This window comes from Bacillus canaveralius, from assembly GCF_002860125.1.
Classification (GTDB): Bacteria; Bacillota; Bacilli; order Bacillales; family Cytobacillaceae; genus Bacillus_BJ; species Bacillus_BJ canaveralius.
In genome coordinates this window covers 38,323-63,975 of the sequence record NZ_PGVA01000002.1, presented here as the reverse complement: position 1 = coordinate 63,975, position 25,653 = coordinate 38,323, and the positions used below count along the sequence as shown (strand labels likewise).

Annotated in this window: 21 protein-coding genes and 1 pseudogene; 3 read left to right on the top strand and 19 right to left on the bottom strand. The window is 41.1% G+C overall.

The window, feature by feature from the left end; all coding sequences use genetic code 11:
- Nucleotides 1-8: 8 nt before the first annotated feature.
- The 7 genes from CU635_RS01255 to CU635_RS01225 all read right to left on the bottom strand — a co-directional run bounded on the left by CU635_RS01255 (nucleotide 9) and on the right by CU635_RS01225 (nucleotide 7,787).
- Nucleotides 9-1,079, bottom strand: coding sequence for an ABC transporter ATP-binding protein (locus CU635_RS01255; RefSeq protein ID WP_101575357.1), 1,071 nt, complete (start codon nucleotides 1,077-1,079; stop codon nucleotides 9-11).
- Nucleotides 1,066-2,070, bottom strand: coding sequence for an ABC transporter ATP-binding protein (locus CU635_RS01250; RefSeq protein ID WP_245917256.1), 1,005 nt, complete (start codon nucleotides 2,068-2,070; stop codon nucleotides 1,066-1,068). Before CU635_RS01250 ends, CU635_RS01255 begins: the two co-directional genes overlap by 14 nt.
- A gap of 33 nt (nucleotides 2,071-2,103) precedes the next feature.
- Nucleotides 2,104-2,880 (bottom strand): IclR family transcriptional regulator, encoded by a 777-nt coding sequence (locus tag CU635_RS01245; protein WP_101575355.1) that lies wholly within the window; start codon nucleotides 2,878-2,880, stop codon nucleotides 2,104-2,106.
- A 294-nt stretch (nucleotides 2,881-3,174) separates the two neighbouring features.
- The gene (locus CU635_RS01240) at nucleotides 3,175-4,521 is read right to left on the bottom strand and encodes a glucoamylase family protein (RefSeq protein WP_245917254.1); all 1,347 of its coding nucleotides are present in this window, start codon (nucleotides 4,519-4,521) and stop codon (nucleotides 3,175-3,177) included.
- 150 nt (nucleotides 4,522-4,671) lie between these two features.
- Nucleotides 4,672-5,490: a carbohydrate ABC transporter permease gene (locus CU635_RS01235; protein WP_373270844.1), complete on the bottom strand. Its 819-nt coding sequence runs from the start codon at nucleotides 5,488-5,490 to the stop codon at nucleotides 4,672-4,674.
- A gap of 61 nt (nucleotides 5,491-5,551) precedes the next feature.
- A complete protein-coding gene (locus CU635_RS01230) occupies nucleotides 5,552-6,439 on the bottom strand; it encodes a carbohydrate ABC transporter permease (protein WP_101575354.1) in 888 nt (295 codons plus the stop codon).
- A gap of 79 nt (nucleotides 6,440-6,518) precedes the next feature.
- Nucleotides 6,519-7,787, bottom strand: a complete 1,269-nt coding sequence (locus CU635_RS01225; RefSeq protein ID WP_101575353.1) for a sugar ABC transporter substrate-binding protein — start codon at nucleotides 7,785-7,787, stop codon at nucleotides 6,519-6,521.
- 531 nt (nucleotides 7,788-8,318) lie between these two features.
- On the opposite strand from CU635_RS01225, the gene bglX reads away from it, so the two are divergent.
- From bglX to CU635_RS01210, 3 genes are all read left to right on the top strand, one after another.
- Nucleotides 8,319-10,484 carry a beta-glucosidase BglX gene (gene bglX, locus CU635_RS01220; protein WP_101575352.1) on the top strand — a complete coding sequence of 722 codons (2,166 nt, stop codon included), beginning with the start codon at nucleotides 8,319-8,321 and terminating at the stop codon, nucleotides 10,482-10,484.
- A 27-nt stretch (nucleotides 10,485-10,511) separates the two neighbouring features.
- Nucleotides 10,512-13,835, top strand: coding sequence for a GH36-type glycosyl hydrolase domain-containing protein (locus CU635_RS01215; protein WP_101575351.1), 3,324 nt, complete (start codon nucleotides 10,512-10,514; stop codon nucleotides 13,833-13,835).
- 132 nt (nucleotides 13,836-13,967) lie between these two features.
- Nucleotides 13,968-14,933 (top strand): LacI family DNA-binding transcriptional regulator, encoded by a 966-nt coding sequence (locus CU635_RS01210; RefSeq protein WP_101575350.1) that lies wholly within the window; start codon nucleotides 13,968-13,970, stop codon nucleotides 14,931-14,933.
- A gap of 145 nt (nucleotides 14,934-15,078) precedes the next feature.
- On the opposite strand, the gene CU635_RS01205 is transcribed toward CU635_RS01210, so the two are convergent.
- The 12 genes and pseudogenes from CU635_RS01205 to CU635_RS01150 all read right to left on the bottom strand — a co-directional run bounded on the left by CU635_RS01205 (nucleotide 15,079) and on the right by CU635_RS01150 (nucleotide 25,595).
- Nucleotides 15,079-15,525, bottom strand: coding sequence for an SMI1/KNR4 family protein (locus tag CU635_RS01205; RefSeq protein WP_101575349.1), 447 nt, complete (start codon nucleotides 15,523-15,525; stop codon nucleotides 15,079-15,081).
- Between the two features lie 298 nt (nucleotides 15,526-15,823).
- A complete protein-coding gene (locus CU635_RS01200; protein ID WP_101575348.1) occupies nucleotides 15,824-16,240 on the bottom strand; it encodes an immunity 70 family protein in 417 nt (138 codons plus the stop codon).
- A 13-nt stretch (nucleotides 16,241-16,253) separates the two neighbouring features.
- Entirely contained in the window at nucleotides 16,254-17,462 is a 1,209-nt protein-coding gene (locus CU635_RS01195) for a pre-toxin TG domain-containing protein (protein WP_101575347.1), read from the bottom strand.
- The gene (locus CU635_RS01190) at nucleotides 17,459-17,776 is read right to left on the bottom strand and encodes a DUF5082 domain-containing protein (RefSeq protein ID WP_101575346.1); all 318 of its coding nucleotides are present in this window, start codon (nucleotides 17,774-17,776) and stop codon (nucleotides 17,459-17,461) included. Before CU635_RS01190 ends, CU635_RS01195 begins: the two co-directional genes overlap by 4 nt.
- A gap of 347 nt (nucleotides 17,777-18,123) precedes the next feature.
- Complete coding sequence (locus CU635_RS01185) at nucleotides 18,124-18,981, bottom strand: divalent metal cation transporter (RefSeq protein WP_142383173.1); 858 nt, start codon at nucleotides 18,979-18,981, stop codon at nucleotides 18,124-18,126.
- Nucleotides 18,982-19,023: 42 nt separating this feature from the next.
- Nucleotides 19,024-19,425, bottom strand: a complete 402-nt coding sequence (locus CU635_RS01180) for a hypothetical protein (protein ID WP_101575344.1) — start codon at nucleotides 19,423-19,425, stop codon at nucleotides 19,024-19,026.
- A gap of 128 nt (nucleotides 19,426-19,553) precedes the next feature.
- A complete protein-coding gene (locus CU635_RS01175; RefSeq protein WP_101575343.1) occupies nucleotides 19,554-20,267 on the bottom strand; it encodes a GntR family transcriptional regulator in 714 nt (237 codons plus the stop codon).
- A gap of 53 nt (nucleotides 20,268-20,320) precedes the next feature.
- Nucleotides 20,321-21,667, bottom strand: coding sequence for an FAD-dependent oxidoreductase (locus CU635_RS01170; protein ID WP_101575342.1), 1,347 nt, complete (start codon nucleotides 21,665-21,667; stop codon nucleotides 20,321-20,323).
- Between the two features lie 391 nt (nucleotides 21,668-22,058).
- Nucleotides 22,059-22,847 (bottom strand): MerR family transcriptional regulator, encoded by a 789-nt coding sequence (locus tag CU635_RS01165; protein ID WP_101575341.1) that lies wholly within the window; start codon nucleotides 22,845-22,847, stop codon nucleotides 22,059-22,061.
- Between the two features lie 144 nt (nucleotides 22,848-22,991).
- A pseudogene (locus CU635_RS01160) lies at nucleotides 22,992-23,851 on the bottom strand (AraC family transcriptional regulator).
- A gap of 292 nt (nucleotides 23,852-24,143) precedes the next feature.
- On the bottom strand, nucleotides 24,144-24,650 hold the full coding sequence (locus CU635_RS01155) for a DinB family protein (protein ID WP_101575340.1): 507 nt from the start codon (nucleotides 24,648-24,650) through the stop codon (nucleotides 24,144-24,146).
- A gap of 177 nt (nucleotides 24,651-24,827) precedes the next feature.
- Nucleotides 24,828-25,595, bottom strand: coding sequence for an HAD family hydrolase (locus tag CU635_RS01150; RefSeq protein ID WP_101575339.1), 768 nt, complete (start codon nucleotides 25,593-25,595; stop codon nucleotides 24,828-24,830).
- Between the last annotated feature and the right edge of the window lie 58 nt (nucleotides 25,596-25,653).

Sequence of the window (25,653 nt, the reverse complement as noted above, 5' to 3'; positions counted from 1 at the left end):
AAAATTCTTCAAATAGAAATTTTCTCTTGTTCATTTGACTTGGACATGATTGCTTCTTTAAGCGACTGTCCTCTCTCTAACGGGTAATGACAAGAAACGAAGTGGCTGTTGCGGATTTCTACTAGTTGTGGTTGTTCGATTGCACATCGTTCTGTTGCAAGCGGGCATCTCGTCCGAAAACGGCAACCGGATGGTGGCGACGCAGGGGATGGCACTTCCCCGGTTAAAACGATCCGCTCCTTTTTATTACGAGGGTCAGCTTCCGGAACAGTAGATAGAAGCGCTGCTGTGTAGGGATGAGCGGGACTCTCAAAAATATCATCTGTCCCGGCAAGCTCGACCAGCTTTCCAAGGTACATGACACCGACTCGATCAGATATATGCCTGACAACGTTTAGGCCGTGCGCTATAAATAATAACGTTAGTCCCAGTTCCTTCTTAAGTTTCATTAGCAGGTTGATGATCTGCGATTGAACCGAGACATCAAGCGCTGAAACAGGTTCATCAGCAACAACAAACTCCGGGTTTAATGCAAGTGCTCTCGCGATTCCGACCCGTTGCCGCTGTCCGCCGGAAAATTCGTGAGGGTAGCTGTTATAACGGCTTGAGTCCAATCCAACAAGCTCAAGCATCTCTTTTACTCTTTTTTCTTTTTCATCACCTGTTGCAATACCGTGGATTTCGTACATTTCCCCGATTATTTGGCCAATCGTGAACCGGGGATTCAACGAGCCAAATGGGTCCTGGTAGATAATTTGCATTTGTTTACGGAGTTTCCTAAGTTCCTGTTTTGTACAGGTTAAGATATTTTTATCTTTAAAAAACACCTCGCCCCCAGTTGGTTTTTGCAACTGCAGAATGTTTCTTCCGAGAGTGGATTTTCCACAGCCAGATTCCCCGACTAGGCCTAAAGTTTCTCCTTTGTAAATCTCAAAAGAAACATCATCGACAGCCTGAACAACCCTGTGCGATTTGTTGAACAAACCACCTCCTTTAATTGTAAAATGCTTTTTCAGGTTGACGATTCGTAGAAGCGGTTCTGAGTTGTCAAAAGCTTGTTCTTTTCTAGTATGATTCAATAAACTCACCTCCCTTATTTTTGATCAGCAGGTCTACATGCCAGCATGCTACTTGCCTATTATTCTTGAATTCCAAAAGGGGCTGTTCTTGAAAACATTTTTCTGTTGCATATGGGCAGCGCGGTGAAAATCGACAGCCTGCTGGGATTTCGTTTATGCTTGGGATCGAACCCTGGATCGATTGCAGTGGAACACCACGCTTACCATCCATTTTTGGGACGGATTCCAGTAAACCTTTAGTGTAAGGATGATAGGGTTGATTGAAGATGTCGATAGTATTGCCAATCTCCATGATCTTGCCAGCATACATGATAATAATGCGATTTGACATTTCGGCTGCTACGCCTATATCGTGGGTAATTAACATGATGGACATATTTCGGTCTTGCCTTATTTGGCGCAGAAGCTCTAAAATTTGCGCCTCAATCGTGACATCCAATGCGGTTGTTGGTTCGTCAGCGATAAGGAGTTCAGGTTCGGAGGCCAAAGCAATGGCGATCATCACCCTTTGTCTCATTCCACCGGATAGTTCATGTGGATACTGCTCTAACCGAGTCTTTGGTTCTGAAATGCCCACCAGTCGGATAAGTTCTTCAGCTCTCTCCATTGCATCCTTGTTGCTGACTTTATGATGAAAACGAATCGCTTCGGCTATCTGTTTGCCAATTGTAAAGACGGGGTTAAGGGCGGTTAAAGGTTCCTGGAATATCATTGATATCTTCGAACCGCGAATTTTTCTCATTTCATCATTACTCTTTGTTCTCAGCTCTTCATTATTAAATTTGATACTTCCATCAAGAATAATGCCATTTTCAAATTCGACGAGCCGCATGATACTCATGGATGCAACACTTTTTCCGCTTCCAGATTCACCTACAATACAGACTGTCTCCCCTCTGTTTATATCGAAGGATACGCCATCAACGGCTTTTAGTACTCCATCTTTTCCTTTATAACCTGTAACAAGATTCTCCACCTCGAGTATCTTCACCAAACAATTCCCACCTTTCTTTAGGAAGATTTTTTAGGACAATAAATTTCTTCTCGATGGAAAGTATACTTTTTTCAAAATGGCATTCATTTCTGTTTGGGTTCCCCCTAAAATTGGCAAAATCTTCTCAGCTTGTTCAAGTGATAATCGATAACTTGGGCCTGCTACCGATAAAGATCCGAGAATGTGTTGTTTATTATCGAATAATGGTACAGTTACAGCTGCCACATCATTAAACGTTTCACCGGAAGTATAGAACCAGCCTCGTTTCTTTATAAGTGCTAGTGTCCCAAGAAATTCTTCTGGCGATTTGATTTGCTGTGACTGTTTATCTATCCCTGCTTGGATAACTTGGTGTTGAATTTCTATCGGCATATGGGCAAGGATTACTTTATGAGATGCCCCGATATATAAGGGAGACCTCCTTCCTACCGATTCCGCAAACCTTACCTGCTGTTCGCTCTCAACGATCTTTACATAAACACCCTCTTGATTATCAAGAACAGTAAAGACAACACTTTCGCCGGTTTCCAGAGCAGCTTTCTTCATAATCGGCTGAATGATTTCAGGAAGGTTAAGTTGTTCTTCCACCACATTGCTTAGCTCGATAAATTTTATACCGAGCTCATATTTATGCGTATCTGGATTACGAAAGACAAATCCTTTTTCTTCAAAGGTTGAAAGAAGACGATGGACAATGGTATGGCTCATATCTAAATTCCTCGCCAGCTCTCTCAAACCCCAGGAAGGTGTTTCATGCGTAAAGACACCCAGAATATCTAACGCTTTGCTAACTGTTTTCGAACTCATTTCGTCACAACCTTACTGGTTCGATAATCGAACCAATATTCTGAATTTTGAAACTTATAGTTATTTTACATTGGGTCTTTAAAAATATCAATCCTATTTTTTTAAAATTTAAAAAGATTGTAAATATGCATATATTTGTATAAAAATGTAAAACATAACAGATCATCATAATAGAAACCTGCCTTTAGGATCTGTAACACTTGCAATTTAAGAGCAATTTAGTCTTATAAAAAATCTCTAAAAAAATAGAGGGTGTACCCAGGCCTTAATTGGGTCACCCTCTTCTTCATTCTGTTATTGAATCGAAAATTCTTCTTTCTTTAATAGTTCCTCAGGCTTGCTGCCAATTTCACTGCTGTGGAAATAATCGCGAATGACTCCATCTTGCACGTAGTTTGCTATTGATGCCATGATCATCCCCTGGTCGAGAGCTAAATATGCTTTGGCAATATCCCCGGTCACGACATTGACAGAGTCATAAAAGCCATATTTACCATACGTATCTAGTTCTTTTAATGCTTTGATATTTTTATATGCTTCTTTAGGAGCATACTCAAGTGCCAGGAAAGTGGCATGAGCGGTAACAGTTCCATCATTCTTGTACCCGGATGTACCCAGTGGTGTTGCTGCGAATTCACTGTAGCCTTCTGGTGTGGCAGCTGGTGAAAAGCCCCAGGCAGGATAACCCTTTTCTTTCGCGTAAGCAATTTGAAGCTCCACATGGCGCTTGTTATTTAAACCAAGTGCTTTCGCGCCAAGCTCTTTTTCTTTTAACACGAGTCCTGGCATAAGCCCTTCAAACATGCTGCCGCCCCAGCTTGGCACGTAGTTTATTCCTTTGTACTGATAATGTCCTTCAAACACAGTAACGCCATCGTATTCGACGGTTGGCCCTGTTGGAATTTGTGCCTGCCAGTCCCATTCTGCCGGGAGGGTTCGGTACAATTTCCACCAATGGTCTGACGGAACATCGCCTTTGCCGATCGCAATATAGCTGGCGACCCGAGGTTCTGTGTAGAACATGCCGTAATGGTGCCCGGTGAGCTCGCCCCGGTCTACATAATAACCGCCCCGGAATTGGCCGACATTTGGATCGTATAATGGTGTATAATTCATGGCCTCGACAAGCACGCTTGTTTGATCAGCCAATTCTTGATAAGCTTCGCCGGTAACGATTAGACCAGCAGAAAACCAGCCGTTGTCTACCTGGGAAATAAATTGTCCCCAATCCGTTTTTAAACTCCCATCTGTGTTATACCAGTTATAGAACAAGCCATTCCACTTTGGTAATTTCTCTAAAGTGTTTAACGTTGTTTGTATCTTAGCTACTGCGTCTTTTTTTGAGATGATTCCCATCTGTTCAGCTGATACTGTGCTTAATAAGTACATGCCGATATTTGTTGGGGAGGTGTGTTTGGCCGCATTCTTTTCTCCATCCTGAAAACGTACGGCATCAAAAGTTAGACCTGTTGCCGGATCAGTGAAATCTTCAAAATACCGGTAAGTTTTCTTGGCTATCGATTCCAGTTGCCGATCAAACTCTTTATGTCGATTATCTTTCGCAAAGGCAGCTGGTGAGACTAATAAACTGGATATCAAAAATCCTACCACTACCATGATTACATAGCTTTTTTTAGTCATGTTAAATCTCCTTTCGATATTAATCGAAACGTTTCTATAACATCATATCATTTCAAAATGTAAGCGTAAACATCCATTCGCAAAAAAACTACTAAACTACTATTTTTTCACATAAAAAGAACCCCAGCAAAAAACTGGAGTTCCAGGCACTTACTTCATACCAGAAATGGTATATCCTTCGATAATATGTTTTTGGAACAGGATAAAAATGATAATGATTGGAACGACCATAAAGGTTGAACCAGCCATTTGCAGTGCAAAGTTGCCAATGTACTGCCCTTTCAGAAGCGACAAACCGACAGATAATGTATAGAGGCTCTCATCATTCGCAATGATTAACGGCCATAAGAAACTGTTCCAGCCTGCAATAAAGGTCAGAATTCCTTGAACGGCAATGATCGATTTAGACATCGGCAAAACGATCTGTAAAAATACCCGCAGCTCGCTCGCACCATCCAGCCGGGCTGCTTCCAGCAATTCATCCGGAATCGTTGACATAAACTGCCGGAACAGGAAGATCCCAAAGGCTCCAACAAGCCCTGGCAGTACAATGCCAGCCATCGTGTTGGTCAAATGCATTTCATTCAGGATTAAATAAACAGGGATCATCGTAACTTGTCCCGGTATCATCATCGTGGCCAGAACGAGAAAAAACAGTTTGTCCTTGCCCTTGAATTGAAATTTTGCAAAGGCATAGCCAGCCATTGCATTTAAAAACAAACCGACGAACGACCAAAGAACGACGACAATCGTATTTTTTAAATAAACGGCAAAGTTCATGTTCTCAAACAGGTTCTGGAAGTTTTCTAATGTGAATTCGTTCGGCCATAGGGTCGGCGGGATTTGCATTACTTCACTTTCTGTTTTAAATGCGGATAAAATCATCCAGATAAACGGGATTGTAATGAGAATACCGCCTGCTCCCAATACGATACCAACGAGCCATTGCTGGCTTTTTGCCTTTTTCACAGGGTCAAATCCAGATTTGTTCAGCACATTTGTTTTCACAGGTCTCACCTCTCTTCTACCATCAGTAATCTGTATTTTTCTTTTGGAATTTAAATTGGATCAGCGTAATCACAATGATCGCAACGAAAAGGATAAATGAACCAGCGGCAGCATAGCCAAAATTACTGAATTGGAAACCATTGCGATAGATAAACAACGCCACAGAAGTCGTACTGTCAAGCGGTCCTCCGTTTGTCATGACAAATGGTTCTTCGAAGAATTGCAGCCAGCCAATCATCGTTGTAATCGACACAAAGAAAATCGCATAACGCAATAATGGGATCGTAATCTTCGCCAATTGCTGCCAGCCATTGGCCCCATCGAGCTGCGCTGCTTCGTAATACGTTTTCGGGATTCCTTGCAATGCCGCTAAAAAGATAATCATATTGAGTCCAATTGCTCTCCACAGTGCAAGAGCGATCAATGACACCTTTGCCATCATTGGATCCTGCAGCCACGGCACGGATGGCAGATGCATTAGATTTAATACATAATTAAACAGTCCGAGTTGCGGGTTGTATAAATACGTCCACACAACCGCAACGGCAACGACGTTTGTAATCGATGGCATATAGAAAACGACGCGGAAGGCTTTGAAAATGCGGGCCTTTCCAAAATTAATCAGAAGTGCAATCGCTAATGAACAGATAATGACGAGTGGTACACCAAAAACAACATAAAACAGTGTATTAAAGATTGATTTTAAAAAGATCGGATCACTGACAACATCTTGATAATTCTTTAAACCGATAAAGCTAATCGTCGACCAGTCAGCCAATCCTGCTAAATCAATGTCCGTGAAGCTGATAATTAAAGCAACAAAGATTGGGAAAATTGAAAACATCGTCAACAGGATAATGGCTGGTGCAACGAAGAAATATGGAGTTTTTTTCGAGGTGCTGCTATTCATGGAAAATCCCTTCCTTCTATGCCTTGGTCAATATATTGAACTAGCAGGGAAGCCCTGCTAGTTCAATATATTAATTGATTTATTCAGTTAACAATTCTTCAGCCTTTTTATTAAAGTCATCCATTTCGGTTTTTACATCTTCTCCACCGCGATAGATTTTCTCAAAGCTGGTTAAGAATGTTTGGGCAATTTTTTCAAACGATGCAATGACAGGCATTGGCTGGGCATTTTCTAATTGCTCACCAAATACTTTGTAATACTCATTTCCCTCTAAAACTTCACTATTCCATGCTTCTTTATTCGCAGGAAGTGAATTTGTAATTTCAAGCCATTTAACCTGTGTTTCTGGTTGGCTCATGTATGCTAGAAACTTCAGTGATGCATCTTTGTTTTTCGTATATTCAAAGACAGAAAGATCAGAGCCGCCAAGCATTGAAGTATTATTTTCTTTGGCAGGGAGGACCGCTGTTGCCCACTTGCCTTCAAGCTCTGGCGCCTGGTCGTTGATTAATTTAACCATCCAAGGACCGCTTATAAACATTGGAAAAATGCCGTCTCCTTTGAATGCCTGAATGATATCCAGGCCAATATCATCAACAGGGGCAGAGCCATCTTTAAAGAATCCATTTAAATATTCGACACTCTCGACAAATGGAGCTTCATTGAAAAGCGGCTTATTTCCATCTATTAATTGGGAACCGTTCTGGCGGGCAAACATGAATGCAAGGCTTTGTTCTTTTGCATCAAGACTGATGCCATATTTATTATCGCCGCGTTCAGATAGTTTTTTAGCAGCAGCGCGCAGCTCATCCCATGTCTTTGGTGCTTCGCTGTAGCCGGCCTCTTCCAATAAATCGGTGCGGTAGTAAAGGACACGGGTATCAACATACCAAGGAACACCGGCCACTTTATCTTCAAATTTTGTTGTTTCAACCGATCCTTCATAAAAATTATCCGCTGCTAATTCCGGATATTCTTCCAGATGCGGTGTTAAATCCAATAAGGCACCGGCAGAAGCAAATTCAGGAATCCAGCTTGTCCCCATTTGCAATACGTCCGGACCTTTTTTCGAGGCTACTGCTGTCAGCAATTTATTGTGGGCCTGGTCCCATGGAATTGCCTGTACTTTAACTTCAATATCCGGATTTTCTTTTTCAAACTGATCAGCAATTTTCGGGAGCGACTTTGCTTCCTCACCCATTCCCCACACATTGATCGTGGTTTTGCCTTTATCGTCTGAAGATGATGAATCGGAAGAACAACCAGCCAGGGCGCCGGAAATAACAACTGAACCTAGTATCGCTGCTGTGATGAGCTTTTTTCTTAAACTGATAAACTTTGGTTTCATGGTAATATCCCCTCGTATTGTGGAATTTTTAAATTTTTTCATCAAAGCTCTTTTTTCTGTGCTGTCGCTTTATTTTAATAATAGCGATGTAAATCAATCAAGAACTGTCTTCAGTATCCTAAGAAATCCATAATTTGAATTACTTATTCATAGCTAGGTGAATCCTCCCCTTCAGTGAAACGTTTCGAAAACAACGAAAAAAATATAATTCGTGTTGATTTTAATAACGTTTCTATTGATCTTAAAAACTGGCCATTGTGTAGACACTTTCATTGAAACGTTTCGATAGAGTTATTATAAGACAGGTTGAAATCGTTTTCAATAGGGTTTTTTTAAAAATATGAACTTTTTAAGAACGAAAATTGTAGAATTCTACCTCAAATGCCTTTTCTACATAGTTAAAATCATTTTATACCAATCGAAACGTTTCTATTTTTCATTGACTACAAAAAAGAAAGCGCTTATAATCCAACTATACTTAATTCGAAACGTTTCTATAAATCTATTGGAAAAGAATAGTGGAGGTTTGAAATGCGCGACAATCAACTTAATTCTCTTATTCAGCAAATGACGTTAGAAGAAAAGATTGCCCAATTAATTCAGCTGGCCACCCCCTTTTATCAAGGTTCCAACTACAACGGCCAAATAACAGGCCCGATCGTTGAATTGGGTATTACTGAAGAAATTGTTCACAACAGTGGCTCCGTACTGGGAGCTTCAGGGGCAGAAGAAGTGATCAGCATTCAAAAAACTCATTTAGAAAATAATCGGCTCGGCATTCCTCTATTATTTATGGCGGATGTTGTCCATGGCTTTAAAACGATCTTTCCCGTCCCTCTCGCAATCGGCTGTTCCTGGGATTTAGGACTTGCGGAAAAGAGTGCTGAGATCGCCGCTCGTGAGGCGGCTGTCTCTGGAGTGCATGTAACGTTTGCACCGATGGTTGACCTCGTCCGCGATCCACGCTGGGGAAGAGTGATGGAATCAACAGGAGAGGATCCTTATTTAAACAGTCAATTTGCGAAAGCATTTGTGCGTGGCTTTCAAGGATCAGATCTGGAAACTGACAAAAACCGGGTTGCCGCATGTGTTAAGCACTTTGCTGCTTACGGTGCTCCAGAAGGCGGCCGCGATTATAATACCGTCAATATGTCGGAGCGGCAGCTTCGTGAATCATATTTACCGGCATATAAGGCTGCTCTTGATGCAGGCGTTGAAATGGTGATGACCGCGTTTAACACCGTCGATGGGATCCCTGCCAGCGCTAACAAATGGCTGATGCGCGATTTACTTCGGGATGAGTGGAAATTTGATGGCGTGCTGATTTCCGACTGGGGCGCCGTTAAAGAACTGATTCCGCACGGCGTTGCCGCAGATGAAACGGAAGCCGCCTATAAAGCCATACAAGCCGGTGTTGATATTGAGATGATGACGGCATGCTACGTTAAACATTTAAGGGAGCTTGTTGAAAACGGAGATATTCATGAAACTACTATTGATGAAGCCGTTCTTCGTATTTTAAGGTTAAAAGCGAAACTCGGTTTATTTGAACATCCTTACAGGGCGGCTGATGAAAGCCTGGAAAAAGAAATTGTTATGAGCCATCAGCATCGCCAAGCATCAAGGGAACTGGCCGCAAAATCATGTGTGCTATTAAAAAATGATGGTGTGCTTCCGCTCCAAAAAGACCGAAAAATCGCCGTAATCGGTCCGTTTGCACAAAGCGGAGATATTTTGGGACCGTGGTCATGGTTAGGTTCAAAGGAACAAGCCGTCCAACTGTATGATGGACTAACAGAAAAAGCCGGCTCCTCGTTACTTCTAACGGCAAAAGGTTGCGGAATAGACACAGGAACTGAGGAACAATTAAACGAAGCATTTGATATTGCAAGTCAGGCGGATATAATTGTTCTGGCGCTTGGGGAAGACTCTGAGATGAGCGGGGAGGCTGGCAGCCGTGCCGATATTCGTTTACCTGAAGTACAAATTGAATTGGTCAAAAAGCTAAAGCAACTGCACAAACCGACCGTCGCCGTGTTGTTTAACGGACGTCCTCTTGATCTACACGGTGTGATAGACCATGTGGATGCAGTCCTTGAAGCATGGTATCCGGGCACTGAAGGAGGAGCCGCGATTGCCGACTTATTGTTCGGTGATGTCAATCCATCCGGAAAATTAACGATGTCCTTCCCTTTTTCAGTCGGACAAGTTCCGGTTTACTATAACCATTTTAATACCGGCCGCCCGAAAGACGCACCGGATGCACAGGAGCGCTATGTGTCGCAGTATTTAGATATACCAAATCAACCGCTTCTTCCGTTTGGATTCGGTTTAAGCTATACTACCTACTCTTATAGTGAAGCAAAGCTGTCGGGAGACTCTATCAATCTGGAACAGTCTTTATCCCTTACTATTAAGGTTACCAATACAGGAAAAATGGCTGGTGAGGAAATTGTCCAGCTTTATATACAAGACCTTGCCGGTGAAGTGGTTCGCCCTTTAAAAGAGCTGAAAGCCTTTGAAAAGATTATGTTACAGCCAGGTGAATCGAAAAAGGTGACGTTTACGATTACAGAAGAACAACTTCGTTATTACCATTCCGACTTACAATTTAAAAGTGATCCCGGGGCGTTTAACGCATACGTTGGACCCAACAGTCAACAAGGCCAGGCGCTGCCGTTTCAACTAGTAAAATAGTAAACAAAGGAAAGAAGATGACAACCAATGAACAATGCTAAATTTCAGATTAAAGCAGGCCACTACAATTTCACCTTTTTAACTAGTGGCGATCTTTATGAGGCAACCCATAAAAACATAATGATCAACCAGTGGCTCTCCAATCCAATCGATGGAGCCTTAAATAATCTTTATTTGCGTCTTCATCAGGAATCGGGAATCAAAGCCTATCCGCTCCTTGGTGTTCAGTCAGACAGCAATGTCCGCTATAGCGAAACACAAGTCATTTGGGAAGGTTTTGTCAGCGATATTAAGTATCAGGTCACTTTTACCCTTGCTGAACAAGGCATCTGGTTCTGGGATGTATCAGTGGAGGGGCAGGATGCTGAAGTGGACGTCATATATGGACAGGATCTCGGAATGGCTGAAAAAGGAGCGATCCGTTCAAACGAAGCCTTCGTGTCGCAATACATTGATTACACCATTTTTGAAGATCATGAAAAAGGATATGTCGTTTGCTCACGGCAAAACCAGCCGCAGCAAGGGGCTTTCCCCTATCTGCAGCAGGGTGCGCTAACGAAAACAATTGGCTATTCTACAGATGGTTTTCAATTCTTTGGTTTATCCTATAAGGAAACGAACCAACCGGAAGTCCTGACGAAGGATTCTCTCGATAATGAGGTCTATCAATACGAATTTGCCTATACAGCATTGCAATCAGAGCGGATAAATTTAGCAGGATCAGCGCGATTTGTCTTTTATGGACTATTTCACGAGGATCATCCGAACGCGATTATTTCTCTGGAACACGAATCAACCATCTTAAAGGTTTGGGAACAGGTCAAATCAGCAACTACAACAACTGGGCAACTGGCAGAGAAATCAACCATTTCTGCTGTGTTTGGAGCACCTATACAGACAACATCTATGACAAAAGAAGACATAAATAAGTATTTTCCTAACCGTCATCAAGAAGAATGGGACAAATCAACTCTGCTCTCGTTTTTTACAGGTACACATGAACATGTAGTGTTAAAAGAAAAAGAACTGCTCGTCGAACGTCCGCACGGCCATATTTTGATGACCGGCCAGAATATCGACAACAAAGAAAATGTACTTACTTCGACATCCTATATGTATGGAATTTTTAATTCCCAGCTGGTTATTGGCAACACTTCTTTTAATAAAATGCTGACAAACGCCCGCAATCCGCTGAATGTTATGAAAACCTCCGGCCAGCACATTTATGTCGAAGTCGATGGTGTGTACCGTTTATTGACATTGCCGTCGATGTTTGAAATGGGATTTAACTATGCACGCTGGTTTTACAAAACCGAAACTGATTTACTGATTATCACCAGCTTTACAGTCGTCGATTCGCCGGAATTGCACTTGCAGGTCCGTTCTGCGAGCGGCAAATCATACCGATATTTAGTCACAAATCAAGTTTCGATGAACAACAATGAATACGACGCCCTAGTCCGAATTGAACAAGACGGGAATACGATTTCTTTTTCTGCAAGTGCGGGTTCAGACAGTAAAGAAACCTATCCTGACTTGACCTATCGTTTACAGGTAAAGGGTGCGCAAATCAACCTTTTAGATGAGCGAATGTTTGCCTCGAATCTTCCTCCTCATTCTGCATCGCTTGTCGTACTTGATTTAACTGAAACAAGTGAATGGACCATGATTGTCCAAGGAGCAGTGAATGGTGAGGATTTACCGTTTGTAGTTCGTGAAGCTGACACTGAAATTGAACGCTACCGGTTGTTCTATCAATCTGTCATGAACGGATTCCACCTTGAGCATAAGGATGGAATTGAGAAAATGAATGATTTGGCCTGGTGGTATACGCATAATATGCTTGTCCACTACTCTGTCCCTCACGGCCTTGAGCAATATGGCGGTGCGGCATGGGGAACGCGCGATGTGTGCCAGGGACCATCTGAGTATTTTCTTGCGACACAAAAATATGAAGCTGTCCGTGATATTATCAAAACCGTTTATGCCCACCAATATGAGAGTGACGGCAACTGGCCGCAATGGTTCATGTTTGATCAGTATTACAAAATCCAGCAAGAGGAGAGCCATGGCGATATCATCGTCTGGCCATTAAAACTGCTCGGTGATTATATTGCCGTGACAAGGGACTACAGCATTTTAGAAGAAAAAGTCCCTTATACAAAACGCGGAAGCTTTGAGTTTTCCGAAGAAACAGCGAGCATTCTTGAGCATGCAAAGAAAGAAATCGACTACATTAAAGCGCATTTTCTCCACGATACATTGTTATCATCGTATGGCGATGGCGATTGGGATGACACGCTTCAACCAGCCAATGCGCAATTGAAAAAGTATTTGGTCAGCAGTTGGACTGTTGCGTTGACATATCAAGTTCTCAAACAGCTGGCACAGCTTTTTGAAGAAGTCGATAAACAAGACGCGGCTGAACTCAAAGCTTTATCTTCAGGCATCGAAGCCGATTTCAAACGTTACATTCTCCAGAGCGATGTCATTCCAGGCTTTGTGTTCATGGAGGAGCCCGGCAAAGCAGAATTCATGCTGCACCCAACTGATTCAAAAACAGGTGTCCAATACCGGCTGCTTCCGATGACAAGAAGCATGATTGGTGAACTTTTAACACCTGAACAGGCGGAAGCACATTATCAAGTCATCAAGGAAAAGCTTTATCATGCCGATGGCGTCAGGTTGATGGACCGCCCTGCTAAATATAATGGCGGAGTCAGCACCCATTTTAAACGGGCCGAACAAGCAGCGAATTTTGGCCGTGAAATCGGACTGCAATACGTGCATGCCCATATCCGTTTCGTCGAAGCAATGGCCAAACTCGGCAAAGTTGATGAGGTTTGGAAAGGCCTCGAGAAGATTAACCCAGTCGGGATCCAAGACGTCTTGCCAAATGCAGAACGGCGGCAAAGCAACGCTTATTTCAGCAGTTCCGACGGGAAATTTAAGACGCGCTATGAAGCGCAGGACCGCTTTGACGAATTGCGAGCTGGTTCAGTTCCGGTGAAAGGCGGCTGGCGTATTTATTCGAGCGGCCCGGGAATTTATATGAACCAGCTGATTTCTAATTGTTTAGGAATCCGCTTATCAGCAGGCGACTTACACATTGACCCGGTTTTACCGGCCAATTTAAATGGATTGAAGTTTCATTTTAAAATTCTTGACCGGCCCGTTACGTTTGTCTATCATCTTGGCGGCAATGCTATATGCAGTATTGTTATTAATGGGCGTCCAGTTACCGCGGACCAAGTGTCTAACCGCTACCGTCAGAGCGGGGTGCGGGTTAGCAAACAAATCCTCGACCAGCAGTTATCTGCTGATTCCAATCTAGTAGAGATTTACATGTAAAAAAAAGTGCTGGCGGCAGTTATGTTCGCCGCCTTTTTGTTAAAATTGTTTTGCATAACACATTCTACTAGAAGATACCAAAAACAAGGTATAATAAAAGAAACGTTTTTTGTAAAGATAGGAGAAGGTATCGTGGTTAGTATTAAAGATATCGCGAAACAAGCAGGTGTTTCGATCTCAACCGTGTCGTATGCCTTAAACGGAAGCCCGAAGGTGACAGAAGAAACATCAGCAAGGATTCTTGCAATTGCTAAAGAACTAAACTATATTCCAAATGCTGCAGCCCGATCACTGAAAAAACGGGAAACAAAAATTATTGGCGTGTTTTTAACTGATTATAGCGGAGCCTTTTATGGACAGCTTCTGCAAGGTTTGCAAGAAGCTCTGACCAGCAGAGGGTATGAGTTAATTGTCTGCAGCGGCAAAGAGTCACACCGCTTTCTTCCTGAAAGAATGATTGATGGTGCCATTATCCTTGATGTTACTTTTTCAAGTGATGAGTTGATTAAGTATGCGGACCTTGGCCATAAATTAGTCGTTTTAGACAGGGAACTGGATCACCCCAATATCAATCAAATATTGCTTGATAATAAAGCCGGGGCTACTCTAGCAATTGATCATTTCATTGATAAAGGGCATCGAAAGATTTATGCCGTCACGGGACCCAATATTTCTTATGATTCGCAGCAACGCCTGCAAGCTGTCAGGCAAACAGTCGAGCGCTATCAAGATATTGAATATGAGGAAATCGAGGGCGATTTTAATAAACCTGCGGGAGTGCGGGCTGCACAGCAAATCATTGCGGAATACAGCAAACCCGTCGCCGTTTTTTGTTTGAATGACGAGATGGCGATCGGAATGTACAATTATTTATCAAAAACGGATTATCGGGTTGGTGAACATGTTCATATCATCGGATTTGATAATATCGAGGTGTCACATTATACCGATCCGCGCCTGACGACCATTGATTATTCCAAACGCAAATGGGGAACCCTCGCTGCCGAGCATTTACTCAAGCTGATAGCCAACGAACCGCTGGAAAATGAGCGGATTTATGTATCACTGATTGATGGGGGTTCTGTTGGGACGATGTAACAATCTAACCACTTATAATCGAGCTGATAAGCATACGCAACAGAGCACCGGCCTTTCAATATTTTAATGAGAAGGCCGGTGCTTTTTTAAATATATTTTTAATCGCACTTCCTAGCAAAACGCCAATCAAGAAAATAAAGGCATTTTAAAAATCTTCTTCCCAATTCTCTTTTGCTTCGAGCAGCCTATTTGACAGAAACTCATGAAAATTGTTCGCTCGCTTGCCACTATACCCGGCAACCCTATCCCAAGAAATAATCGGGCATTCATTATTAGAAATAAAACTGGTATCAAGACAATAAACAAATTCTTCACAGTTTTCTATTACGACGTATTCTTCGGGTAAGCCCAGCTTTCGAAATCTTTCAGTATTTGATATAACTGAAGGAATTTGTGATTTTCCACAACATAGTATTTCGACTCCGAATAGCCCGCCCGAACCATAAGATTTCAAGAACCATTTATAACTTTCCGGGAATACAACCCCGAGTTCATCTTCAAGTCTTATGACTTCGGTTTCATTGATACCTCCAGTAAAATCGTCAATATCCGAGTTTTCTTCTATAAATGCAACCAATTCTTCACGAGTCAAAGTAATTCCCCTCCAACTACAGTGTCCAAGCTCTATGAAATAAAGAGAAACTATTAAACTGAGAAAATATGCAAGTTCATGTTACACTATATGGATTTGAAAAACTGTAAGCACGTTGAACTGCACTTTTAGTTGGGAACCATTCCCTTCTATACGATTCTCCTCTATAGATTATTTTCCCTTTCAATATTAATATCTCTTTGGGCTTAAAATAAGACATTTTCATTGTCCGATTAAAGAGTGAAGAGTGTACTCAGTCCAAAAAACCATGAGAGAGATACCCATGGTTTTACAATAATTAAATTTGTTGAATTTTTATATCACATTTATCTTCTTCTGCTACATCCATAGCATTACAAATCACTTCAAAAAACGTCTTCCCGTTAGCAGTTGCAAAATAATCCGCTAAGCTTGTTACTTTTGGACTGATTTTATCCCCCCACGGTGGTTTTTTTGATAAGTCATCAATATCCCATACAACACGTTCTGGCGAGTATTTTGAAAGTTCTTGTTCAATTTCTATTAAATTAGATTTTGCAACTGAGACATCAACCCAATTTAATTTGTCGTTATATAACTCATTCATCAATAATGGGTATTTTGTCCCCCATCCTTCTTTTTCCAAATGATATGAGATTGTTGAAAAGAATGAATGTACAAAATCGCTATGCCCTAATTCGTAGTAAAAACAATCTACTAATAAACCTACAGCCATATAAACTTCACCTCTAATCCATTTTAAATATAATTTCTGCTACGCCTTTTGTTCTTTCATTTATCTTTTGTTTAATGTCTCTCAACACATCCCTTGAGACACTTTGACCTCTCACATCAATAATAACAGATTGATTAGTTTTTTCTGGCAAATCACTTATCCGCTTATTTATTTGCTTTGAGACATTCCTTATTAAATTTTTTCTACCAGAAGATGTCGTCAATTTATAATTCTTAACTTCTATACTATGCCCGCTGATATAAAAATCTGGTCTCGAACTATTTTTAGTACCATGATTCACTTCATTACCATCCTTAAATGAAACTTGGTCACGATAACCAGGATATTCCGTTCCTACATCAATTTCCGACTGTCTCCATGATGGTCTAGTTTTAGCTATACCCCTGTCAATAACTTCAACCGTGTTACTGCTATTACCACCACTGTTCACCATCCGAACAACCGATTCCTTCGCACCTTCCAACGATTCCCGAACGGTTGTCCGCATCGGACCGACTCCGGCAAGCTGTACCTGAAGATTCGCCGGGACAGGCAGATCTCCCAGCTTTTTCATAACCTGATCAAACCATACCTTCGTGGCAGCCAGTGGTCCTTGGACGACTCGGTTATATACAACACGAAAAGCTTCTGAAACTTTGTTTGGATTCACAACATTTTTCATAGCCATAAAGGCTTTTGAATTTTTGGCAAGGGCAGGTAAACTACTTTTGGAAGCTGCTTCAATTCCTGCATTGATTCCTTTAACCGCTACTTTGCCTCCAACTCCAACAACTTTCCCTGGAGGGAAGAGGGAAAGTGCGAGCATCCCAACCGCCAATGCCCGATCACCTGCAGAAAGTTTTTCTCCAGTGACAGGGTCGTATTCGCTGTACACCCGCTGAAGATCATACCAGCCGACCATTTCGAGAAGAAACCCGCCGATTGAACCTGCCAGCTTTTGATCGGCCTTCTTTATTTCAGCCGCCGTCATTTTGATCAAACGCTGTGCATCATCCAGTTTGTCTCTATATTGTCTGATAGCCTGCTTGAACTCGGCTTCAAGATCATGAATCCCACCGGGTAACACGCCTGGGAAGTCAGCCAGCAACGAATTAAAATGCCAGGTTACAGCATTAAGCGCCTGGCTGCACTCCCTTTCAGCTTTGCCAAATTGATCCGCGAACTCCTCCAGCTCATCAACTTTGATCTGGATGCGGCTCATGACAGAGCCTCGACTTTTTTACGTAATTTACGGATTTCCGTCCCAATTTCCTGAATCAGTTCTTCTCCTAAAGTATAAACCTGATTCGCTGTTTGACTCAATCCACCTGCAATTAGTTCATAAGCCTCCCGGGATTGGCCTTGCCAATTGGTTGCATAACACCCATGCGCACTTCGATAGATACTAACTCCGTCTTCGAAGTGATCAGTGGCCTGACGTATATTGGACTTGTAGCCTTCCAAAATATCAATCATCCAGAGGTACTTCTGGCGTTTCGCTCTCCTCTCGATTTCCTCGAGAAGTTCTATATCCATTGAGGTCCCTCCTCTTTGTTAAGTCTTATACACTATATAAAAATGTTAGTAACCATTTAATACCATAAGATAATATTACCAAAATTACCATCAAGGCAAACCTTACTTTAGTACTGAATTGTTGGTTAAATCTTATTCGTTTTTGATTACTATTTTCCTATTAGCCTACCCTTTTCATGAAGCGGCATTTATTTAAAAGAGCCTCCGGAAGGCTTCATTTAACAAAAAGAGAAGGTCCCAAAATTCAAGAATTTTGGGACACTCTATAATTATGCTTATAATCAAAATTCTTTTACTTTACTTCTTCGTATATTTTCTCACCTTAATTATTTGAAACCGCTTTCAAATTAAAATAAACTGTTTATTAGATGCCATGTTGACCACAGGGTTAAGCCGATAAGTATTAATAAAAGCACGTTCTCCCACCACTTATTTACGTACTTTCCTAAAAGCTCTTTATGGTTTGTTAAAATCAACAGTCCTATCGAAACGATAGGTAAAAGCAAGATTTGCCACGCATTAACTAAAATAGTTAAGTATATAAAACCAGGCATTGATGGCAGAGCCCAAATAATGGGCAATACTACCGTAATGAGAAGAGTAAATTTGAAAAGTGGGTCTTTGTTAAACTCTTCGTTATATTTCTTCCCCCTTTCAGGAAAGGTAGTGTAAATGGCATCAACAAAAAGATTGCCGAAACCAAGTGCATATCCAATTACTGTACTAAAACAAGCTACGAAAACGCCAACATAGAACAGGATACCACCAAGTGCACCTAATGTTGTTGTTAGCATCTGGGCCATGTCAGCTACACTCGAAATGGTCAAACCTTGGGGATTAAGTATTTCTGCACCTAGAGTCCATACAGCGAGGTCGATAATAATAATCATTAGTACACCGAACAAGAGATCATAACGCTGAAGTTTTAAATAAGAGGGACCAACCCAGCCCTTTTGCTTAAACAGATAAGGATAAATCAAATTTGATAAAGATCCGGCTACAGCGCCGATTAAAGAGACAACAAAAACGATAGTATCTACCCCTCCAACATTATCAGGAATACTAAAAGCTACAGTGCCTTTAACAATTGCAGGAACATCAGGACCTACCCATATGGCACTTCCTACTAAACTGACAACCATTAAAATAAGAATTCCCTTAATCGTAATTTCAATATAGTTATAAATTCCTCCCAAGTAAGGCAAGAGAAACTACGACTACAACAAGCGACCATACAAATGTGTTCCCTACCTTGCTAAGTTGCCAGAGAGCTTCTCCAGCCCCTTTAAGAAGATTGCGGCATAAAAATGTGCCAGAAAAAGACTAGCGACACCTAAAAACAAGGGCAAATATTTATATAATCGTTTATAACCCTGGAAAATGGTTTCTTGATGTACGTTGCAAAGGGCGTATTTAGAAATAACATTTACTAAGATATACCTTAAGACTAAGGCTAAAACCAGCCCCCACATGAGATTATATCCGTAATGGGCACCTGAAACGGACATATCTACTAAGTCTCCTGCACCTAACCAACTCAAAACCATTACTATTCCAGGACCAAAAGAAATCAAATATTGCCAGAAACTAGATGGCGTTTTGGTTATTATCTGCGTTGGTTGTATCACCTTTTCTTCGGGAACTGACATTTCTACTTCCTCCCTTAATATTTATTTTTTCATTTTATATCATCAGTCACCCCATGAAGTAATAGACATTATGCGAATTTTTTAGAACTGGAAAATTCACCTCCATTCCAAACCCTGCTTTTGAAAATTCATTCCTCATTTTTGGAAGTCATCGCAATCAATACTTTTTTTGCAGTCATAAGGTGCTTATCAAGAACCTGGATGGCTCTTTCTGGATTATTGTTTTTTAAACTCTCAACGATTTCCCAATGCTCAGCTTCTGATTCTTCTGCCCATCTGAGATTTGTTAAAGAATATAAACGGTAACGGACGATCGTATCCTGAACAGTATCTACAAACTGTTCTAACCGACGGTTTCCCAGTGCTGAAACAAGGATAGAATGGAACACTGAATTCGTATTCGCCAATCCGGTTAAGTCGTTTGCCCGTAGCTGCGTATCAGCATTTTTTAAGCACTCTTCCAGCTGTTGAATAATTAAATCATTCTCTGACGCAATGCTTCGTAAAGCCTCTGATTCCACTAATAATCGAATTTGGTATATTTCCTCAATATCCTGAATGTTAGGAATTGAGACTATGATTCTCCTTCCAGGCAGTGTGGTGACCAAGTTTTCCGTCTCCAAAATCCTTAGTGCTTCACGTACTGGTGTACGACTGACCGACAATTTGTCTGCTATTTTGTTCTCGCTTAACAGCTGTCCCGGTTTTAATGATCCATTTAAAATCGATTTTTTTAGAGTTTGAAAGACAGCTTCGCGCAACGGCATATATGGAGGAAAATCCCCGGGTGAATCTATATTAAGCTCGTCTTCTATGATTAGTGGTTCTTTAGAGTTATCCATCTGCTTAATTCCTCCTGCTTAAACGATTACTGCTCCATGCGAAAAAACAATTGTTACTGTGTGACGCGGTTTCCAAGGTAGACACCCCGTTCTTCAAGAGTAGCCTGTAGTGTCTTAATATCCAGGTCAGGCATAGCACTGTTTTGCTTCGCGGCAAGCGCTGCAGCAACGCCGGCGCTTTCACCCATAACCAAACACGGTGCCATGTTTCTTGTTGCCCCATGAGCGAAAGAAGTAGCTGAAATGCATCTTCCCGCTACAATGATGTTTTCCAGATTTTTTGGAATCATGGCACGGTATGGAATATCAAATGCCCCGTCATCCCCGATTTGATAAACAGTAGCCTGCCCGGTATCAGGATCGTGAATATCGACAGGAAAACATACTTGTCCAACCGTATCTTCAAATTTGCGCCCTGTAGTCACATCTTCATCGCTAATTTCGTACAGCCCTTCAATTCTTCTGGTTTCCCTTACACCGGCAAATGCTGATGGAACAAAGTATCCGTTTTGGAACCCTGGCACATTTTCTTTTAGAAATTGACTAATTCGATGTATTTGATTGGTTAATTCCACAGTAGCACGCGATAGTGACAAAGGATCTGTACCATCGATACCAATCACAGCGGAGGTATTTACGTTGATATGATTTGGCCAGACTGTATTAAAAAACACCTTATGATCTTCATTAGGAAATATCTGATTCTCACGGATAATGTCATTCCATTGACTAAAGGTTCCATTAAAATAAACCGGAATAGGTTCGGGATAATCACTGCGCGTGGCCATTGCGGGTGTGGAGACAGCAATAGTCTCAGCAATTTCCTTGTTGTTAGTACCAAAACAACGAAGCACCATTGAAACCGGTTGCATTTTTCCGGTTTTACGATCGCCCTTTGTATAATTTGCTCCGGCAGACACAGCTACATCAGCATCCCCGCTTGCATCAATATAAGTTTTAGCCTTAATATGACGTATTCCCCCCTTTACAGCCACCTGGACACCAGTGATATTCCCTTCATCCGTTTCAGTTCCAACTACGCTTGCACCTAATAATACTGTGACACCCTCTTCAGCCAGAAGTTGCGTAGAAAGGATCCTAAACATTTCCCCATCTACAGGAGTGACAGAATGAACAAAACTTCCATATGGAATATGCCCTACAGCCCCACCCATTTTGATCAGCCGGTCAACTATTTCTTGAGCAATTCCAAACACGACCTGACGCCCGAATTTTGTAATGTAATTATGAAGACATAGTCCTGTAGTGGCGTTACCTCCGACAAATGGCTTTAATTCAATCAGGATCGTTTTTGCACCGCTACGTGCTGCCGCAGTGGCAGCAGCAACGCCCGTCACGCCCCCGCCAACAACTAAAACATCGCAATCATACTCATACATACAGCGTTCCTCCGTTTCTTAAAAATATGTATACCTGTATACAGGTATACTATATAATTAATTCAGCAAATTGTAAATATTAATTATTTTCAGTATTTAATTTTCTTTATGTAATTAATATGTATTTTGGATTTCTTTTTCAAAAAGACCTTTTATCTATTACTCTGGTGATATCCTATCCGGTCCTATTATTTGCATGAAATAAAAAAAAGGAACTGAATTAATAGTTCCATGGTTAATATTCTCCAATATTTATCTTTACAGAAGGGTTCTTAGGGAGACAGCAAGCACTGAGTTATCATTGAATCCACTCCGGTCGATTCGATAAGACATTATTGTCCTTTTGGAAGAATTCACGTTACTTAAGAGTATAAGATTCTCATGCTTCATGTTACTTTTGCTCAGCATTTGGATCATACAAATTGTTCTGAATCATATAGTATTCCATTGCCTGGTTTAACCAATCTTCCTCTTCCTTCGTATATGGAGATGGAATCATCACCATCTTCTCAAGTTCTTCCGCGTCTGCAGTTTCTATTCCAGCAAATGCTTGCATTGCGTCTTCACCAATATATTCGACAGTGGCTTTCATGTGTTTCTCGATTAGATCTTGCACCTCTGGATCATCTACCGGCTTTCCTGCCAACCTTTTCACTTCTTTTGATAATTGAATAAACTCTTTGTCTAAAATTACCTTGTCTTCTTCAGTTTTATTGTATAGGCGATTAACAACGTCTTGAGGCATATGTTTTTCTAACCAACGACGTTGGTTCTTTTCTGTTTGTACATTATTGATTAAACTCATCAAGATCGCGCTATCCACTTCCCCTTCATCTTCCAACAAGGTAATTGTCCGCTTGATAGCTGCCAGGGCAGACTCTATATGTTCTTTTTTTTCTTCAAGAAGACTTTTTTGAATCTTTAATGTTTCAATTAAGCTTACATCAAAGCTCGACTCATTCATCATTTCACAGATTTGATCTAAACTATAGCCCAAAAACTTGAGACTGACGATCTTTTGCATTTTCAGCAGATCTCGATCCGTATACAGACGATGTCCGGAGCTGGGATGTTTTTCAGGTTGAAGCAATCCGATTTCATCATAATAATGTAATGTTCGTATTGAAGTGCCGGTCATCTCTGAAAATTCTCCGATCAAATACTGCTTATCTGTGCCCATAAAAATTCCCCTCCAGTATACTTTTGTGGTGTCTACATCGATTCTACTCCCTCACGTAACTGGAGGTGCAAGCGGATTTTTCACGATCTTACTATCATCGGGTTCTTTTCTGCATTTAATTATTTAGAATTGTCAAGATCCAGATTATTTCACTGGAATCCAGATCTCAGAATAATAATCCGGGTTTGAGGGGTTGTCGTTTGTGTATACTTCCAGTTGCGGTGAATCGGCAAGCTCATATTTACTGGATGGCAACCATTCCGAATAAATCTGTTTCCACGCCTTTTGCATCGCATCTGGCATCGGGCCGTGAACTTCGAATACAGCCCATTTTGCTGCCGGGATCTTAATGCTTGATAATTCATCAGGAACGTCACCTTTGTATTCTGTAGCCACCCAATAATCCATAACCTGATCCGATTGTTTGCTTTTATCAACACAAACACCAAGTACACCCTTAATTTGTCCGTTGTTCATTTTTACCAATAAATCGTTTATCCCATTCTCATGAACTTCATCCCAAAGCTTTGGAATCCCCACCAGGTTTTCTTCATTGATTAGTGAAAACTCTCGTTTCATCCCGACTGCTCGAAAAGCTTCTCTTTTAATTACATTATATTTCATTGGTTCTGCCCCTTTCAAACTCACCTGAATAATCAGGCGGTTATAAGATTGTAGCTTTCCAATATGCTTTCGTATCTCACTTGGAGTCACGCCATGTTGCCTTCGAAAAGCTTTTGTGAAAGCCTCGGGAGTGTCATAGCCATATTTATAGGCAAGGTCAATTATTTTGCAATTTGTCCTGGACAATTCTTCAGCGGCCAATGATAAACGGCGGCGGGTAGATATTCACCAATAGAAATATCTGTCAATAGCGTAAACGTGCGTTGAAAGTGAAAAGGAGATACATTCGCCTGCTTGGCTATTCCTTCGATCGTAATACTTTCCAGTAAATGTTCCTCCATGTAGTCAATCGCTTTCTGTAATGACTCAACCCATTTCATATCGCTCACTCCTTGATTCATTCTAACAGCCGTTGTTCGAAAAAATCCTGTCTATTTATGCTTTGTTATGGCAGCATTGATACTTGAAAATGATTAATATGTATTTTTGAATTTTTCTCATCTAAAAGATAGTGAGCGCAAGAGACTCTTATGTGAGTGGAGATTTTCAAGGGATTGAAAGTAGAGGTCTCAGTAAAGGTGACCGCATTGTAATGGTTATATTCACAGCGAACGAAATAAATGATTTGCGTCAGCAAGGTGATGTGGACATCACCTCGCATCCCGCTGCACTTCATTTCTTTTGTTCAAACAAATACCATACATAATCAGTGGATGGTCCTTTATATCCTAACTGCCGCAAAATAGCGGTGATGTTTCCGCGGTGATATGTTCCATGATTTGCGACATGCTGCAATAATTCAAGATAACTTGTAGTCAATTTTCCGTAGCGGGGATGCTGAATACTAATTTTCTCATGCAAGTCTTCGATTTCACGAATTAATTTACGATACTCATTGCCTATTTGAACAAATTTCTCATCCAGCAGATCAAGGTTTTTTTCCTGAATTGTATCTGTTAATTGGTTTACATCCTTGATAATATGATCAAAACTATCCCCATTTAACGTTCTTAACCATACATAATCAATTTGGTACATATGAAAAAGAGTATCATATAAAGATGGAAATACACTTTTTACCTGTTGATAACAGACTTCTGAAGGAAGTTCTTTTAAATGCTTAAATACAACATCGTTCGCCCACAAATGATAATCAAAGATTTGTATAGCAGGATTCATTTTTTCTCCTCCAATTTAAGATTTGCTTAAGACCGGCTATTAATTTAATTCTTCATTTTTCACAAATGTTCCTCTATCAAAATCCGTATTTAGCATCTTTTGCTCTATCGAACAAAAATAAAGCTGCCACAAATGGACAGCTTAATTATTAAGAGAACGGGTCAGTACTGTGTTTTATTAAAATATTAATTCATTTATGTTTAACTCAAAAACTTTGCTTAATGCTAAAGTAACACCATGATGATCATTATCCGCTGTTACCCAATTAGCGCTCTTTTTTACAGTTTCAGAAGCATTCCCCATTGCAATCCCCAAACCTGCTTCCTTCAACATTTCGATGTCATTTGTGCCATTTCCGATTGTTATTACTTCATTCGGAGAAATTCCCAGTTGCTTGATTAAAGGCGAGATACCCGACCATTTCGAGCCCTGTGGAAAAATCTCTAATCGGTCTCCTTCATCAAAAATGGCAACATTCTTTATTTCTTTTCGTAACGAGGCCCGATGATTTGCTTCAAGATAAAGGACTAATCGGTGGGCATCATGATTTGTATCGTCTACAGTAGACGGTTTCGCTATAGGGAGCAAGTATTCGATTTCCGGCGGGGTATGGTTGGACTGTGAAGAGCTATAAGAAAAGTGGATAAACACTCCATTTAATTCGTTTGTCTTGTTGCATAAATTGTGTGCCAATTTGGAAGGGATTTTGACATCATGGACTATTTGATTATGTGAAATCACATATCCCCCATTGTAAGTAACATATTTAGAAACTCCCAGCTGCTCACCGTAAATTTCGGCACCTTCCAAAGACCGGCCTGTTGCCAGGGCTACCAAAATACCTTTTTTCTGAACCTCTTGAATCGTCCCAATGAGCTTGGCATCCAATTGGCCTTGAGAGTTTAATATTGTTTCGTCGATATCGAGAAAAACAATCCGATACATGTATAGCACCTCGTGGAAATTTTATATTAGGAACGCTTTAAAGCCTTGGCGGTTCAAA